The following is a 15,489-nucleotide window of genomic DNA, read 5'->3' as shown; positions in this document are numbered from 1 at the left end:
TGGAGGTACCTCATTTGTCAGTGAGACCTGTTAGCTTCCTGCGACATGCGGATCCTGCACACCTCCGACTGGCACCTCGGCCGCTCCTTCCACCGGGAGAGCCTGCTCGCCGGGCAGGCGGCGTTCATCGACCACCTGGTCGAGACCGTGCGGGCCGAGCGGGTCGACGTGGTGGCCGTGGCCGGCGACGTCTACGACCGGGCGCTGCCGCCCGTCGACGCGGTGGCCCTGCTCGACGAGGCGCTCGGGCGCCTGCGCGCGGCCGGCGCGCGGGTGGTGCTGATCAGCGGAAACCACGACTCGGCGCTGCGGCTGCGGTTCGGCTCGGCGCTGTTCGAGGCGGCGGGCGTGCACGTGCGCACCTCGCCCGACCAGTCGTGGGAGCCCGTGCTGGTCGACGACGTCGCCTTCTACGGCATCCCCTACCTGGAGCCCGAGCTGGTGCGGGCCGCGTGGGAGCTGCCCGACCGCAGCCACACGGCGGCCATCTCCTACGCGATGACGCGCGTCAGGGCCGACGCCGCCCGCCACCGGGCCTCGGTGGTGCTGTCGCACTGCTTCGTGACCGGCGGGCAGGCCAGCGACAGCGAGCGCGACATCAGCGTGGGCGGCGTGGCGCACGTGCCGCTGCAGGCGTTCGACGGGGTCGACTACGTGGCGCTCGGCCACCTGCACGGGCGGCAGCGCATGTCGGAGACCGTGCGTTACTCGGGCTCGCCGCTGGCCTACTCCTTCTCCGAGGTGGGGCACCTCAAAGGGTCGTGGCTGGTGACGCTGGGGGAGGGCGCCGAGTTCGTCCCCGCGCCGGTGCCGCGCCCGGTCGGCCGGCTGCGCGGCGAGCTGGAGGAGCTGCTGACCCGCCCCGACTACGCCGCCTACGAGGACCACTGGCTGCAGGTCGTCCTCACCGACGCCGTCCGCCCCAAATCCGCCATGGACCGGCTGCGCGCCCGCTTCCCGCACACCCTCGCCCTCTCCTTCGACCCGGTCGGCGCCGCGCCCGCCGCCGCCCCCGTGCGGCTGAGCGGGCGCCCCGAGGCCGAGGTCGCGCTCGACTTCGTCCGTGAGGTACGCGGCGAGCCTGCCGCACCCGAGGAGGAAGACCTGCTAAGACAGGCCATCGAGGCGTCCAGGGTGAAGGAGACGATGGCGTAGATGCGGCCGCACCGGCTCACGCTCACGGCGTTCGGGTCCTTCCCCGGCACCGAGACGGTCGACTTCGACGCCCTGTCGCAGGCGGGGCTCTTCCTCGTCCACGGTCCCACCGGGGCGGGCAAGACCACCATCCTCGACGCCCTCTGCTTCGCCCTCTACGGCCAGGTGCCCGGGCAGCGCAACAGCGCCCGCAGCCTGCGCTGCGATCACGCCCCGCCCACCGTCGGGCCGTCGGTCACGCTGGAGGTGACCATCCGGGGCCGCTTACTGCGCATCCAGCGCTCGCCCGCCTGGCTGCGCCCCAAGCTGCGCGGCTCCGGCACGACGGAGGAGAAGTCCAAGGTCGTGCTGTCGGAGTGGCTGGCGGGCGACTGGCACGGGCTCACCACGCGGCTCGACGAGGCCGGGGATCTCGTGGGCGGGCTGCTCGGCATGAACGCCGACCAGTTCTGCCAGGTGGCGATGCTGCCCCAGGGGGATTTCGCGCGGTTCCTGCGGGCCGACGGGGAGGAGCGGTCGAAGCTGCTGGAGCGGCTGTTCACCGTCAAGATCTTCACGGCCGCCGAGGCCTGGCTGGCCGAGCATCGCAAGCTGGCCTGGCGGGAGGTGCAGGGGCTGCGGCAGGAGGTCGACTTCGCCGTCCAGCGGGTGGAGGAAGCAGCAGGCGACGACCTTCCCCTCCTGCTGACGACCACCGTCACCGCGCCCGCGTCGGACGCTTCCCCGGCCGGGGCCGAGGCCGCGCCGCCGGCCCTCTTCGACCTGCCCGCCGTGTCGCAGGACGTGGCCGAGGCGGAGGAGGAGGTGCCGACGCCCGAGAGTGATCCGTTGCGGTGGGCGGGGGCGCTGCTGGACGCCGCGCGGGCCGTCGTGCGGCGGGCCGACGAGGAGCACGTGGCCGCCGGGCACGAGTTGCGGGCGGCGCGGACGCGATTCGAGCGGGCCGCCGCGCTCGCCGACCGCCAGCGCCGCCACGCCGAGGCGCTCACGCTGCGCCGCACCCTCGACGAGCGCGCCGACGAGCGGGCCGACCTCCAGGCGATCCTCGACGACGCCGCCAGGGCCGACCGCGTGCTCCCGCTCATCACGGCGGCCCGGCAGCGGGCCGAGGCCGCCACCAAGGCCCGCACGCTGGCCGCCGACGCCCTCGCCCGCGCCCGCCCCCTCCTGCCTTCCGCCACGAGTACGCCACACCAGAGCCAGGATCGGGGGTGGGAGCCGTCCGTGGCGGAGCTGGCCACCCTGGAGAGGCGGCGGCAGGACGAGATCGCGCGCCTGTCCGAGCTGCTCACCGAGGAGGCCAGGCTGTCGGTGGTGCGGCGGGACCTGCTGCGGGTCGAGCAGGAGCTGGCCGACCTCGTCCGCGCCGACGAGGAGGTGGCGGCGCGGCTGGCCGTGCTGCCCGGCCTCATCGAGCGGGCGGAGGCGGGCCTGGCCGAGGCGCGCGTGGACGCGGCCAGGATCCCCGCGGTCCAGGCCGTGCGCGACGCCGCCGTCCACCTGATCGAGATCGACAGGGAGCTGGCCGGGCTGGCGGCGGAGCTGGACGCGCTGGCCCAGCGCGAGGCCGAGGTGGCCGCCGCCGACGCCGAGCTTCCCGGCCGGCTCGCCGACGCGAGTGCCGCTCTGGCCGAGGTACGCGCGCAGGCGGCGGCCATCCCCGCCGCGACCGCGAGCCTCGACGCCGCCAGGGCCGCCCTGGAGGCCGCCCACCGGCGGGAGGCGCTGGCCGCGGAGCTGGAAGCGGCCGTCGCCGCGCACCAGGTGCTCGTGGACCAGGCGCAGGCGTCGCGGGAGCGCTGGCTCGACCTGCGGCAGGCCCGGCTCGACGGGATGGCGGCCGAGCTGGCGCGCGACCTGTCCGACGGGCAGCCGTGCGCCGTCTGCGGCTCCGAGCACCACCCTCGACCCGCCTCCCCGGCCCCGAGCGCTCCTTCGGCCGACGACGAGCGTGAGGCCGAGAGCGCCCACGAGGCGGCTTCGGCCGAGCGTGAGGCGGCCGAGCGGGCGCTCGCGTCGCTGGAGTCCCGGCACGCCGACGCGGTGGAGGCCACCGGCGGGCTCGACGTGGCGGCGGCCGAGGAGCGGGTGGAGCGGGCCGAGGAGGAGGTGGCGCGCCTCCAGGCGGTGGCCGACCGCGAGCCCGCGCTGGCCGCCGCGCTCGAACGGGTGGAGGCGGAGCGCGAACGGGTCCGCGACCAGGCGAGGGAGCTCGCCGAAGCCCTCGCCGCCCACCGCGCCCACCACCGCCACCTGGAGTCCGAACGCGCCCGCGTCGCCACCCAGCTCGCCCAGACGAGCACATCCGGAGCCCTGGCGAGCGGCGAGGACGTGTTCATGGCCGCCGCAGCAGGTGAGGGGGCCGCGCTCGTGACCCCGGAAGCGGCCGTGACCCCGGAAGCCGGCGAGGTGGACGGGGAGCGGATGCTGGCCGTTGTCGAGCGGGAGCTGCGCAGGCTGGAGGCGTCGGCCGGGCGGGAGCGGACGCTGGCCGGGCAGGTGGACGGGCTGCGGCGGGAGCGGCAGGAGCTGGAGGAGCGGGGCCGTCAGGTGACGGCGCGGCTGGCGGCCGGGCGTACCAGGCATGAGGAGCTGAGCGGCGACGCGGGCCGGTTGAGCGCGCGGCTGGATGCGGCGCGCGGCGACGACGCCACGCTGGCGGCCCGCCTGTCGAGGCTGAACGACGAGGCGGAGCTGCTGCGCGAGGCGCTGGAGGCCACGCAGGCGGCGGTGGCGGCACGGGAGGAGCTGGACAGGGCCGGGCGGGCGGCCGAGGAGGCGGCGGCCGAGGCCGGGTTCGGGGACGTGCGGGAGGCGGAGGCCGCGTACCGGAGCGTGGCGGAGCGGGAGCGCAAGGCGGAGCTGCTGCGCCGGCTGGACGACGAGCACGCGGCGGTGAGCGGCGTGCTGGCGGACCCGGAGCTGGTGGCGGCCGCGGCCGAGCCGGCGCCGGACCTGGCGGCGATCGGGGCCGATCGTGACGAGCTGGAGCGGGCGTACACGAGGCTGGCCAGCGCCCGCGACCGGGCGGAGGCGCGGGTGCGGCGGCTGGAGGAGCTGTACGGCGAGCTGGCGGAGCGCATCGAGCGCTGGCGTCCGGCGGCGGAGCGGCACCGGCTGGCGGAGCGGATGGCGGCGCTGGCCAGCGGCACCTCCAACGACAACCAGTGGAGCATGAGCCTGTCGTCGTTCGTGCTGGGGGAGCGGCTGCGTCAGGTGGTGGCGGCGGCGAACGAGCGGCTCGACCACATGTCGGGCGGCCGTTACCTGCTGCGCCACGACCTGCGCAAGACGGCGGGTTCGCGGGCGCGGGCGGGCGGCGGGCTGGGCCTGCGGGTGGCCGACGGGTGGACGGGCGTGGACCGGGATCCGGCGACGCTGTCCGGTGGTGAGAGCTTCATCACCTCGCTGGCGCTGGCGCTGGGCCTGGCCGACGTGGTCACGGCGGAGGCGGGCGGCGCGGAGCTGGGCACGTTGTTCGTGGACGAGGGGTTCGGGACGCTCGACGAGGACACGCTCGACGGCGTCCTCGACATCCTCGACGGGCTGCGTGACGGCGGCCGGGCGGTGGGCATCGTCAGCCACGTGGCGGAGCTGCGCTCCAGGATCACGGCGCAGCTGAAGGTGACGAAGACGCGTACGGGCTCCACGCTCAGAGCGGTGGGAGTGTGACTGGCGCTACCCTGAACCCCACCCCCTGAAGGAGTCATTGATGCGTGTTGTCGTCACCGGAGCCCACGGCAAGGTCGGCAGGGCGGCCGTCAACGCCCTGGTCGCGGCGGGTCACGAGGTGACCGCGACCGATCTGACGCGGCCGGTCTGGGAGCGGCACGAGCCGGGCGAGCCGCGTTACGTGCAGGCGGACCTGACGGACGCCGGCCAGGCGTTCGCCGTGGCGCGGGAGGCGGACGCGGTGGTGCACGCGGCGGCCATCCCCGACCCGACGGCGAACGCGCCGCACGTGGTGTTCCAGAACAACCTGATGGCGACGTTCAACATGATCGAGGCGGCGGTGCGGTTCGGCGTCTCGCGGTTCGTGAACATCTCCAGCGAGACCGTCCCCGGCTACTTCTTCGCCGAGCGGCCGTTCCTGCCCGACTACGCGCCGGTGGACGAGGAGCACCCGGTCCGGCCACAAGACCCGTACGCGCTGTCCAAGCACTTCGGCGAGCAGCTCATGGACGCGGCGGTGCGTCGCTCGGACATCCGGTGCATCTCGCTGCGCCCGAGCTGGGTGCAGCACGAGGGCAACTACGAGCGCAACATCGGGCCGCAGGTGCGTGACAGCACGCAGGCCGGGCCGGGGTTGTGGAGCTACACCGACGTGTACGACCTGGCGGACGCCATCGTGCTGGCCACGGAGTCGGACCTGCCGGGGCACGAGGTGTTCTACATCGCCGCCCCGGACAACGCGGGCGGGCACGACTTCGCCGCCATGCTGCGCCGGTACTTCGGCGACCGGATCGAGCTGCGGCCGCTGGCCCGTACCGACGCGTCGGGCCTGTCGTGCGCGAAGGCGCACCGCCTGCTGGGCTGGACGCCGAAGCGGTCGTGGCGCGACTACCTGGACGAGAACGGCCGCACCCGCTCCGCGTGAGCCTCAGAGCGCGCGCCGCATGACTCAGTCGAGGGCGCCGATCAGGTCGGGCAGCTTGGCGGGGTCGTGGAAGAGCGTGGCCCCGAGGCCGGACAGGCGGGCGGCGGGCGTGAGGCCGCCGGCGAAGGCCAGGCAGCGCATGCCGGCCCGGATCGCCGCCGTCACCCCGAACGGGCTGTCCTCCACCACGACGCAGCGCTCGGGCTCGGCGCCCATCGTGGCGGCGGCGTGCAGGAACAGGTCGGGCTCCGGCTTGCCGGCGGCGACGTCCTCGGCGCTGAACACCCGCCCGGCGAACCGGTCGGCCAGCCCGGTCAGCTCCAGGCTGCGGCGGATGGTGCGGTGCCGGCCGTTGGAGGCCACGCAGAACGGGATGTCCAGCCGGTCGAGCGCGGCCTCGATGCCTTCGACCGTGCACAGCTCGGCGGCGACGGCGGCGGCGTAGTCGGCGTTGACCTGCTCGCGCCAGCCGGGCGGGGTCTGGCCGATCTGCTCGGCCCAGTACTCGTTGGTGCAGCCGACGAACCGCTCGGCGTACTCGGTCTCGTCGATGTCCCAGCCGATGCGCCGCAGCGCGGCGGTGCCGACGCGTACGGAGATCGGCTCGCTGTCCACGAGCACCCCGTCACAGTCGAAGATCACCAGATCGACAGCCAAACCGTGGCCCTTTCTCCCCGTTTTCTACCCGGCGCAACGTGACATTGCGCAGGTGGTAGCGTCTGTGTATCGCTTCACAAGACGCTAGTCCGCATAGTGAGACATCCATGACGACATCCCCCCAGACCGCGGCGCCCCCGAGCCGGTCGCGGATCGCGGCGGCCAGCCTCATCGGCACCGCGATCGAATTCTACGATTTCTACATTTACGGCACCGCCGCGGCCCTGGTGCTGAACACCGCGTTCTTCCCCAAGATGGACTCGGTGGCGGGCACGCTGGCCTCGTTCTCGACGTTCGCCGTGGCGTTCATCTCGCGGCCGCTCGGCTCGGCCGTGTTCGGGCACTGGGGCGACCGGGTCGGCCGCAAGTCCATGCTCGTCGTCTCGCTGCTGGTGATGGGGCTGTCCACGGTCCTGATCGGCCTGCTGCCCGGCTACGCCACGATGGGCGTGCTCGCGCCCGTCCTGCTGGTGCTGCTGCGCTTCACGCAGGGCATCGGCCTCGGCGGCGAGTGGGGCGGCGCGGCGCTGCTGGCCACCGAGCACGCCCCGCCGGGCAAGCGCGGCCTGTACGCGATGTTCCCGCAGCTCGGCCCGTCGGCCGGGTTCATCGTGGCCAACGGGCTGTTCCTGATACTCGGCGCGGCGCTGAGCGACGGGCAGTTCGAGAGCTGGGGCTGGCGGCTGCCGTTCGTGGCGAGCCTGCTGCTGGTCATCGTCGGCCTGTACGTCCGGCTGAAGATCTCCGAGACGCCCGTCTTCCAGGCGGCCATGGAGGAGCGCAGGATCGCCAAGGTGCCGTTCGCCGGGCTGATGCGGCACCAGTGGCGGCGCGTGCTGCTCGGCGCCGGCGCCATGACCGTCGCCTACACGCTCTTCTACACCGCCACCACCTACTGCCTGGCCTACGGCACCGACACCCTCGAGATCCCGCGCACCACGATGCTCGCGCTGACCATGGTCGGCGTCGTGTTCATGGCGGCGGGCACGGTGGCCTCGGCCATGGTGGCCGACCGGCTGGGCCGGCGCCGCACGCTCATCTGGGGCACGGCCGTGGCGGTCGCGTGGGGGCTGGTGATGTTCCCGCTGATGGAAACCCGCTCGATCTTCCTGGTCGGGCTGGCGCTGGCCGGGGCGCTCGCGCTGATGGGCCTCATCTTCGGGCCGATGGGGGCCTACCTGCCGGAGCTGTTCAGGACCGAGTACCGCTACAGCGGCGCGTCCGTCGCCTACAGCCTCGGCGGCGTGCTCGGTGGCGCGGTGCCGCCGCTGGTCGCCACCGGCATGCAGGCCGGCGGGCTGGGCGTCATGGCCATCGGCGGGTACGTCTCCGCCATGGCGCTGCTGAGCCTGCTCTGCCTGCTCGCCCTCCCGGAGACCGGCGACCGGGCGCTCTGAAAACTCCTTGCCGGACATGTCACGAACGGCGGCGCTGGCCCGTCCATGAAGTGAGAACCACTCATGAGGAGACGGGACAAATGACGAAGCACATCCTGATCGTCGGTGGCGGATATGTCGGCATGTACACGGCCATGGGGCTGCGCAAGCTCGTCCGTACCGGGGAAGCGACCGTCACCGTCGTCGACCCGCGCGGCTACATGACCTACATGCCGTTCCTCGCCGAGGCCGTCGGCGGCTCGATCGAGCCGCGCCACGTGGCCGCCCCGCTCGGGCAGGTGCTCAAGGGCATGCGGGTGCTGACCGGGCGCGTCACGCGGGTGGACCACCAGGCGCGCAGCGCCGAGTTCCAGCCCGTCCAGGGCCCCGCCAGGACCCTTCGGTACGACATCCTCGTCATGGCGGCCGGCTCGATCACCCGCGCGCTGCCCATCCCCGGGCTGGCCGAGCACGCGATCGGCTTCAAGAGCATCGGCGAGGCCGTCCACCTGCGCAACCGGGTGCTGGCCCAGCTCGCCGCCGCCGACTCCACCGACGACGAGCGCATCCGGCGCAGGGCGCTGACGTTCGTCGTGGTCGGCGGCGGGTTCTCGGGCGTCGAGGCGCTGGCCGAGATGCAGGGGCTCGCCGACGAGGCCGTGCGCTACCACGCCGGCATCCGGCGCTCCGACCTGAGCTGGACCCTCGTCGAGGCCACCGACCACATCCTGCCCGAGCTGCACGCCGACCTCGGCCGCTGGACCGTCGACGCCCTGCGCGAGCGCGACGTGGACGTCCGGCTCGGCACCCGGCTCACCTCCCTGGCCGGCGGCGTCGCCGTGCTCTCGGACGGCACCGAGATCGACGCCGGCACCGTCGTCTGGGCGGCGGGCGGCCGGCCCAGCCCCCTCGCCGCCGCCAGCGGGCTGCCCGTGGACCGCACCGGGCGGCTCCTCGCCACCGAATACCTGACGGTGGCCGGCGTCGAGGACGCCTTCACCGCCGGCGACGGCGCCGCCGTGCCCGACCTGACCCGCCCCGGCGAGTTCACCGGGCCCAACGCCCAGCACGCCGTACGGCAGGGCAAGCTGCTCGGGCGCAACCTCGTCGCCTACGTGCGGGGGCGGCGGCTCAAGCCGTACCGGCACGCCTACCTCGGCTCGGTCGCCGGGCTAGGCCACCACCAGGGGGTCGCCCAGGTGTACCGGCTCAAGCTCACCGGGGTGCTCGGATGGCTCGCGCACCGGGCGTACCACCTCGGCTGGGTGCCGACCGCCCGGCACAAGGCCGCCGTGCTCGCCGACTGGCTGCTGGCGGGGCTGTTCCGGCGCGAGACGGTGCAGCTTGAGGCGATCGAGCACGCGGACGAGGACTTCCGGCACGCTTTCACAGCGGGGCAGCCGGACGAGGGCCTGCGCCACGTCGTCGCGGCCGGGGAGGCCGGTCCGGCGGAGGCCGCTCGTCAGGCGCCCGCCGCATGAGTGTCGCTCACCGTCCGACAACACGCGTGAGCGTCACTCGTAACCAGGGAACATCAGCGACAACTCGCGCGGGTAGGCCGCGATCAGGCGCAACTCGTCGTCCGTGAGCGGCCTGCCCGTCATCGCGTTGCACAGCTGCACCAGCCGGAACGACCCCTCCTCATCGGCCACCTCCACCCCGAGCCCGTCCATGACGTGCCGGAACCCGGCCTTGCCGCCGTACTCGCCGGTCAGCACCACCCGGCCCGGCCGCGCGTGCCAGTCGTCGGGGAACGGCCCCAGCGTCGCCTCGTCGTACAGCTCGTAATTGCCGTGATCCTTCAGTGCGCCGTCGGCGTGGATGCCCGACTCGTGCGCGAAAGCGTTGCGCCCCACCCCCACCTGGTTGTACGGCAGCGGCTGCCCCAGCGCGTAGCTCGCCCACAGGCCGAACCGGCGAGCCCACTCCAGGTCGAGCGCGTCCCCGATCTGCGCCGCCTCCAGCCCGAACCCGTGACGGAAGGCCAGGATCGTGGAGAGCAGGTCGGCGTTGCCCGAGCGCTCGCCGACGCCGTTCACGCAGGTGTTGATCCAGGCGTCCTGCCCGGCGTCGAGGTCGCCGAGCGCGCCCGACACCGAATTGGCCACGGCCATGCCCAGGTCGTTGTGGCAGTGCGTCTCGACCGGCATCGCGGTGGCGGCGGCCAGCTTGGCGAAGCGCTCCCGGATCCGGTCGGGCGTGTCGCCGCCGATGGTGTCGCAGTACCGTACGCGGTCGGCGCCCGCCTGCTTGGCCGCCAGCGCGAACTCCAGCAGGAACCCGTCGTCCGTCCGTGAGCCGTCCTCGGCGTTCACCCCGACGGTCAGCGCGCCCGCGTCCTTGGCCACGCGGACGGCCGCCGTCATCTCCCTGATGATCGCGTCCCGGTCGAGCCGGCCGCGGAACTTGTTCTGGATCATGTAGTCGGACGTCGAGATGGACAGGTTGTAGTGCCGCAGCCCGAGCGGCGCCGCCTTCTCCACGTCCTGCGGCACGCCCCGGCACCACCCGGACAGCCGCAGCTCCCCGAACGCGCCCGCCTCCGCCAGCGCCACCTGCGCACGCACGTAGGGGACCTCGTGGAAGAGGAACGGGAAGCCGATCTCGGACTGCGCCACCCCGAGCTTGGCCAGATAGAAGTTGACCATGGTCTTGCCGAACTTCGACAGGCCGGTGCGCGCGGTCTGCACGCCGTCCCGGTTGGTGACGTCGAGGAAGTGAACTTTTGGCATGCCCTCACGTTGACACGCCCGCTCAACGTGGATCAATATTGATTTTCATCAACCATGAGAGGGGTGGGCGGCTGTGGAGTGGATCGACGCGGCCACGGCCGCGCGGCGGCTGGGCATCAAGCCCGCCACGCTGTACGCGTACGTGAGCCGGGGAGTGCTGCGGCGACGGCACGGCGAGGACGGGCGGCGCAGCCTCTTCTCGGCCGAGGAGATCGAACACCTCGCCCGCCGCGGCCGGCCCCGCAGCCAGCCGCCGGAGCTGGTCATCGAGTCAGCCGTGACGGCACTGGGCGTCGACCGGCCGTACTACCGCGGCATCGACGTCCTGACCCTCGCCGGAACGACCCCGTTCGAAACGGTCGCCGAATGGCTCTGGACCGGCGACCCGAGCGTCCGGCACCCCGCGCACACCGGCACCGGCACCGGCACCGGCACTGACGTCGGCGCTGGCGTCGGCACCGGGGCCGGCGTGCGTGCCGCAGGACCACGCGAACGACGGCGCGCCGGACCGGCCGCGCCCCTGCCCGAAGCCCGGAACGGCGAGCCGGGCACGGCGACGCGTGGCGAGCCCGGCGCGAGGGCGCACGAGGGGCGGCGCGGCACGTCCGGCCCGCCTCCCCCCGCAGAGCGGAACGGCGACGCCGACACGCATGCGCACCGCAGACCCGGCCCGACACGGCACCGTGAGGGCGATGCCGCGGCCGGTGCGGTGTGGCGGTATGAGCCTGAGGAGGCGGTGCGGGCCGCCGTCACCGCGCAGCGCGGCCTGCCGGACGACCTGCTGCCCCTCGACCGCCTCCAGGTGATCACCACGGTGCTCGGCGCGTCCGACACCCTCCGCTACCAGCTCGACCCCGCCTCGGTAGCCGCCACCGGCCGCCGCCTGATCGCCGGCATGGTGGACGCGCTGCCCCCGCTGTCCGACCCCCAGGGCGATTCCATCGCCGAGCGGCTGTGGTCCCGCCTGTGCCCGCGCCCCGCCACCCCGGCCCTGCTCACGGCCATGGAGGCGGCGCTGGTGCTGCTCGCCGACCACGAGCTGGCCGCCTCGACGCTGGCCGCCAGGGTCGCCGCCTCCGCGAAGGCGGACCCGTACGCGGTGGTCCTGACGGGCCTCGGCGTGCTGGGCGGCCCGCTGCACGGCGGCGCCTCGTACGGCGCGGAACGCCTGCTGGGCGAGGTCGCCGAGCCGCGCGACGCCGCCCGCGTCATCGCCGAGCGGGTACGTCGCGGCGAGCGCATCCCCGGCTTCGGCCACAGCGTCTACAAGAACGGCGACGGCCGTGGCGCCGCCCTGCTCGACCTGGTCAAGCGGGCCGCGCCGGACCATCCCCGGATCGCGGCGGCCGAGGCGGTGCTGGCCGAGATGCGGCGCCGCCGCCTCCCCGACCGCAACATCGACTTCAACCTGGCGCTCCTGTCCGCCATCAGCGGCATGGTGCCGGGCGCCGGCGAGGCCGTCTTCGCGGTGGCGAGGGCGGCGGGCTGGCTGGCCCACGCCATGGAGGAGTACGAACGCGGCTCCCTCCTCCGCCTCCGCGCCTCCTACACCGGCCCGCCCATCACGTGACCACGCACCCCCACCGCCCGCCCGCCACGCTCGCGTCCGGCCGGCCTCGCGCCCGCCACGCTCACGTCCGGCCAGGCTCGCGTCCGCAGCCCCGCGCCCGCCAGGCTCGCGCCCGCCACGCTCGCGCCCGCCAGGCAACGGACCGGGGAGCGAGGGGCCGGGCCGCATGGGCCCGGGCGGCACGCCACCTCACCGATCCTCCGACGACATGCCGTGGCCGGTCTGCGGTCACGTGAGGGCGGGCGTGCCCCGGTCCACGTACGCCGCCAGTGCCCGCACCCGCTCGGCATGCTGATCGTGCCCCACGATCACCGGCGGCTCGTTGTACGGCATCGCGTCGGACGACCGCCGCAGCTTGATGTACTGCCCGCAGGCGTCGATCGCGTACGGCTCCATGTCGTCCTGCAGCGCCCCGATCACCGTGATCCCGTACGTCTCCCCGATCCTCCTGAACAGCGCCACCGCCTCCCGGCGGTGCTCCTTGCCGAGGTTGCGGCCGAGCTCGTCGAGCACGAGGCACAGGTGGCCGCCGCCGGACGACGCGATGGCCGCCGCGCACACCAGCTTGACGGCCTTCTCGTCCATGAGCGCCGTGTTGGCCCGCCGGTTGTACGGCACGAACCCCTGGCCCTCGCCGCGCCGCCACTTCGGCGTGACCCGCCACTGCCAGCGCTGCTCGGGGTCGGCGGGCGCGGGCGGCACGGGGAACTCGAGGGTCGCCCCGTAGCCGCCGTAGGAGGTGTCGAGCTTGTCGAACTCCTCGGCCACCCGCGTCAGCCGCGCCTTGATCGCGGCCGTCAGCGCCGCCCGGTGCACGGCCGTGGACTGGGCGGCCTCCTCGGCGCCCCTGGCCGCCGCCGACAGGTCCCGCTGGCGGGAGACGAGCTGCGCCTCGATCTGGCGCCGCTGGTGCCGCTCGTACTCCTCCTGCCCCCGCAGGTAGGACGCCAGCGCTCCGCACACCGCCGCGAACGTGGCCTGCTCGCGGGCCGTGCTGCCTTCCCGCTCGCTGAGCAGGAACCGCAGCTCCTCCGGGATCTCCGTCTCGTCCTCCGACGGGAACGTGTCGCGCAACGCCTGGTCGAGGTGGCGTTCGGCGACCCGCCACCACTCCTCGGCCGCCCGGGGCCGCTCTTCCTCGGGCAGGGCGTCGAGCCACTCGCGGGCGGTCTCGACCGTGCCGCCCCAGTCGGCGGCCAGCGCGTCGATCCTGAGCGCCTCCCGTTCCGTCGCGACCCGCGCCTCCTGCTCGCGGGCCTGCGCGCGCTCCGCCTCGTGCCGGTGCCGGCGGCCCTCCAGCCGTTCGATCTCCATGTCTCGGGTGCGGGCGCGGAAGTCGAGCGCGCCCGCCTGCCGCTCGGCCTCGGCGACCTGCGGCGCGAGCTCCTCGACGGCGGCGACCAGCTCGGCCAGCCTGGCCCGCCGCTCGCCCAGGCGGGCCTCCACCTCGGCGAGCCGCACTCCGGCCCTGGCGCCCTCCAGCCGCCGCTGCGCCTGCGCGACCGCTTCCTCCCCCTCGTGTACGGCCTGCGCCGCGCTCTCCTGGGCGTCCTTGGCGCGGTTGAGCCGCTGCTCGGCGGCCTTGATGCGGGCCTCCCGCCCGGTCGCGACCCCGTCGAACGCCCCGACGACGCTCACCCCGGCCGCGCTGACCAGCACGGACCCGGGCAGGTCGGCCAGGGCGGCGGCGGCCTCGCCGAGCCGGTCGGCGTCGACGATCACGGCGTGCTCGTTCGGCCAGCCGCGCAGCTCACCCAGCGCGAGCCCCCGCCCCTGACCCGCCTTGCCGTAGCGGGCCTTGAGCGCCTCGCCCAGCGCCCGCTCGTCGTCGGGCCCGGGTGCGAGCGGTGGGGTGTGGGCGGCGTCGCGGGCCTGTTCGGCCACGTCGAGGGCGTCGAGCAGGCCCGTGGCCGGGATGCCGGTGGCCGCGAGCGCGTTGAGCTGGGCGGCGGCGGGGCCGCCCTCGGCGTCGTCGAGCGCGGCCTGCGCGGAGGCCACCTCCTGGTCGGCCACGCCCAGCGCCTTGAGCGCCTCGTTGAGGCGCAGCCGCACCTCGCGCAGCTCCTGCTCGGCCGTGGGCACGTCGCGGCCGTCGGCGAAGCGCCGGCTCTCCTCCAGCGCGGGGATCTGCCCGCGCAGCTCGTCGGCGGAGTTCTCCGCCACGGCGCGGTCGGCGTCGAGCTTGGCCGCGCGCGCCTGCAGCGCCGACAGCTCCTTGCGGGCCTGGGAGACCTGCCGGTCGAGGGTGTCTTCCCGCAGGGTGGCGATCTCCGCCTTCACCATGGCGATCGCCTCGGCCGCCGCCTCGCCGGCGGCGCGGTGGCGCTGGAGGTCGGCGGCCAGCGCCTCGTCCTTGGCGGCGGCGTCGGCGAGCTTGCGGGCCTGCCGCCCGCGCCAGCACCGCAGCGCGTCGGCCAGCCGGATGCGCGCCTGGTCTCTCCGGTCGAACGTGGTCAGCAGCGCCTTCGACTCGGCCTCGAACTCGGCCAGCCGGTCGGCCGCCTGCGCCGCGCGCACCCGCTTGGCGTGCTCGTCGCGGCGGGCCTCGCGCTCCTGCTCCAGCTCGGCGTCGAGGCCGGTCAGCGCGGCGATGGCCTCGAAGACGCGCTCGGGGGAGATCTCGTTGAGCGGCTGGGAGAGCAGGTTGGTGGCGACCTTGCTGCGCACGGACGTGGACAGGAACGACACGCACCTGACCTTGTCGCCGTAGAGCACCTTCGTCAGGTCGCGGGCCACGACGTCGCGCTTGCCGGCGGACTTCGGCAGCGACGCCCAGATCTCGTCGGCCCGCGCCACCCGCTCGGCCTCCGACGGGGACGCCGCCAGGTGCACGCCCTCCCGCCAGCGGATCTCCAGGTGCGGCGCCTCCTGGTTGACCTTCAGCCACACGGTCAGCGCCCCGCCCGAGGTGTCGGGCACCTCGAACAGCTCTCCGCCGTCCTCGGCGAGCACGAGCTCCCCATCGGCGCTCGTCGCCTCGGAGCCGCCCTGCTCGCCGCTGGAAGCGGTGTCGTGCGTGGGCGAATCGAAGCCGTTCATGCCGGGCGGCCCGAAGACGCCCACGATGTAGCCGTGGTCGGCGCTCGCCCACTGCCGGGACCCGGCGCCGCTGGCCAGCTCCGCGTTGAACAGCAGCTCCGACACGGCCTTGGCACCCGAGGCGAAGCGCCACTGCTCGTCACCGAGCAGCGCGGTGATCGAGGCGATGAACGACGACTTGCCCGCCCCGTTGGAGTCTTTCGGCCCGGCGCCCGCCACGACGATGAGCGTGCCGGGGACGGTGGGCACGGGATGGGTGGACAGCCGTGAGATGTTGACCGCCTGCATGGCGATCAGCACCCGGTCTCCGACGACGTTCTCCACCTGCGACACCTCGAACCCCCGTAACCCTTCCATCCGTGA

At 74.3% G+C, this 15,489-nt stretch carries 9 protein-coding genes; 6 read left to right on the top strand and 3 right to left on the bottom strand.

All coding sequences use genetic code 11. From position 1 onward, the window contains the following. The first annotated feature begins 45 nt into the window (after positions 1–45). The 3 genes from HCN51_RS06680 to HCN51_RS06670 are packed head-to-tail and all read left to right on the top strand — an operon-like array spanning position 46 to position 5,752. Positions 46–1,155 (top strand): exonuclease SbcCD subunit D, encoded by a 1,110-nt coding sequence (locus HCN51_RS06680; RefSeq protein WP_168007826.1) that lies wholly within the window; start codon positions 46–48, stop codon positions 1,153–1,155. Next, positions 1,156–4,827: an AAA family ATPase gene (locus tag HCN51_RS61150; protein ID WP_168007824.1), complete on the top strand. Its 3,672-nt coding sequence runs from the start codon at positions 1,156–1,158 to the stop codon at positions 4,825–4,827. Positions 4,828–4,867: 40 nt separating this feature from the next. After that, positions 4,868–5,752: an NAD-dependent epimerase/dehydratase family protein gene (locus HCN51_RS06670; RefSeq protein WP_168007822.1), complete on the top strand. Its 885-nt coding sequence runs from the start codon at positions 4,868–4,870 to the stop codon at positions 5,750–5,752. A 24-nt stretch (positions 5,753–5,776) separates the two neighbouring features. Here HCN51_RS06670 and HCN51_RS06665 read toward each other — a convergent pair whose 3' ends face one another. After that, positions 5,777–6,409: an HAD family hydrolase gene (locus tag HCN51_RS06665; RefSeq protein WP_168007820.1), complete on the bottom strand. Its 633-nt coding sequence runs from the start codon at positions 6,407–6,409 to the stop codon at positions 5,777–5,779. 107 nt (positions 6,410–6,516) lie between these two features. Between HCN51_RS06665 and HCN51_RS06660 the strand changes: the two genes are divergently transcribed. Continuing rightward, positions 6,517–7,806: an MFS transporter gene (locus HCN51_RS06660; protein ID WP_168007818.1), complete on the top strand. Its 1,290-nt coding sequence runs from the start codon at positions 6,517–6,519 to the stop codon at positions 7,804–7,806. Positions 7,807–7,886: 80 nt separating this feature from the next. Further along, positions 7,887–9,266, top strand: a complete 1,380-nt coding sequence (locus HCN51_RS06655; protein WP_168007816.1) for an NAD(P)/FAD-dependent oxidoreductase — start codon at positions 7,887–7,889, stop codon at positions 9,264–9,266. A 33-nt stretch (positions 9,267–9,299) separates the two neighbouring features. On the opposite strand, the gene HCN51_RS06650 is transcribed toward HCN51_RS06655, so the two are convergent. After that, positions 9,300–10,517 carry a LeuA family protein gene (locus HCN51_RS06650; protein ID WP_168007814.1) on the bottom strand — a complete coding sequence of 406 codons (1,218 nt, stop codon included), beginning with the start codon at positions 10,515–10,517 and terminating at the stop codon, positions 9,300–9,302. A 73-nt stretch (positions 10,518–10,590) separates the two neighbouring features. On the opposite strand from HCN51_RS06650, the gene HCN51_RS59125 reads away from it, so the two are divergent. Beyond that, positions 10,591–12,087 (top strand): citrate synthase, encoded by a 1,497-nt coding sequence (locus HCN51_RS59125; RefSeq protein ID WP_346433554.1) that lies wholly within the window; start codon positions 10,591–10,593, stop codon positions 12,085–12,087. 228 nt (positions 12,088–12,315) lie between these two features. Here HCN51_RS59125 and HCN51_RS06635 read toward each other — a convergent pair whose 3' ends face one another. Continuing rightward, positions 12,316–15,483, bottom strand: a complete 3,168-nt coding sequence (locus tag HCN51_RS06635) for a coiled-coil domain-containing protein (protein WP_206066630.1) — start codon at positions 15,481–15,483, stop codon at positions 12,316–12,318. Between the last annotated feature and the right edge of the window lie 6 nt (positions 15,484–15,489).

Source organism: Nonomuraea composti (genome assembly GCF_012034275.1).
GTDB lineage: Bacteria > Actinomycetota > Actinomycetes > Streptosporangiales > Streptosporangiaceae > Nonomuraea > Nonomuraea composti.
This window is presented reverse-complemented; position numbering and strand designations above follow the sequence as displayed.

Bases quoted from the DNA above. Each gene is read 5' to 3' on its own strand.
- HCN51_RS06680 (WP_168007826.1), top strand. From the start codon at position 46: ATGCGGATCCTGCACACCTCCGACTGGCACCTCGGCCGCTCCTTCCAC.
- HCN51_RS61150 (WP_168007824.1), top strand. From the start codon at position 1,156: ATGCGGCCGCACCGGCTCACGCTCACGGCGTTCGGGTCCTTCCCCGGC.
- HCN51_RS06670 (WP_168007822.1), top strand. From the start codon at position 4,868: ATGCGTGTTGTCGTCACCGGAGCCCACGGCAAGGTCGGCAGGGCGGCC.
- HCN51_RS06660 (WP_168007818.1), top strand. From the start codon at position 6,517: ATGACGACATCCCCCCAGACCGCGGCGCCCCCGAGCCGGTCGCGGATC.
- HCN51_RS06655 (WP_168007816.1), top strand. From the start codon at position 7,887: ATGACGAAGCACATCCTGATCGTCGGTGGCGGATATGTCGGCATGTAC.
- HCN51_RS06650 (WP_168007814.1), bottom strand. From the start codon at position 10,517: ATGCCAAAAGTTCACTTCCTCGACGTCACCAACCGGGACGGCGTGCAG.
- HCN51_RS06635 (WP_206066630.1), bottom strand. From the start codon at position 15,483: ATGGAAGGGTTACGGGGGTTCGAGGTGTCGCAGGTGGAGAACGTCGTC.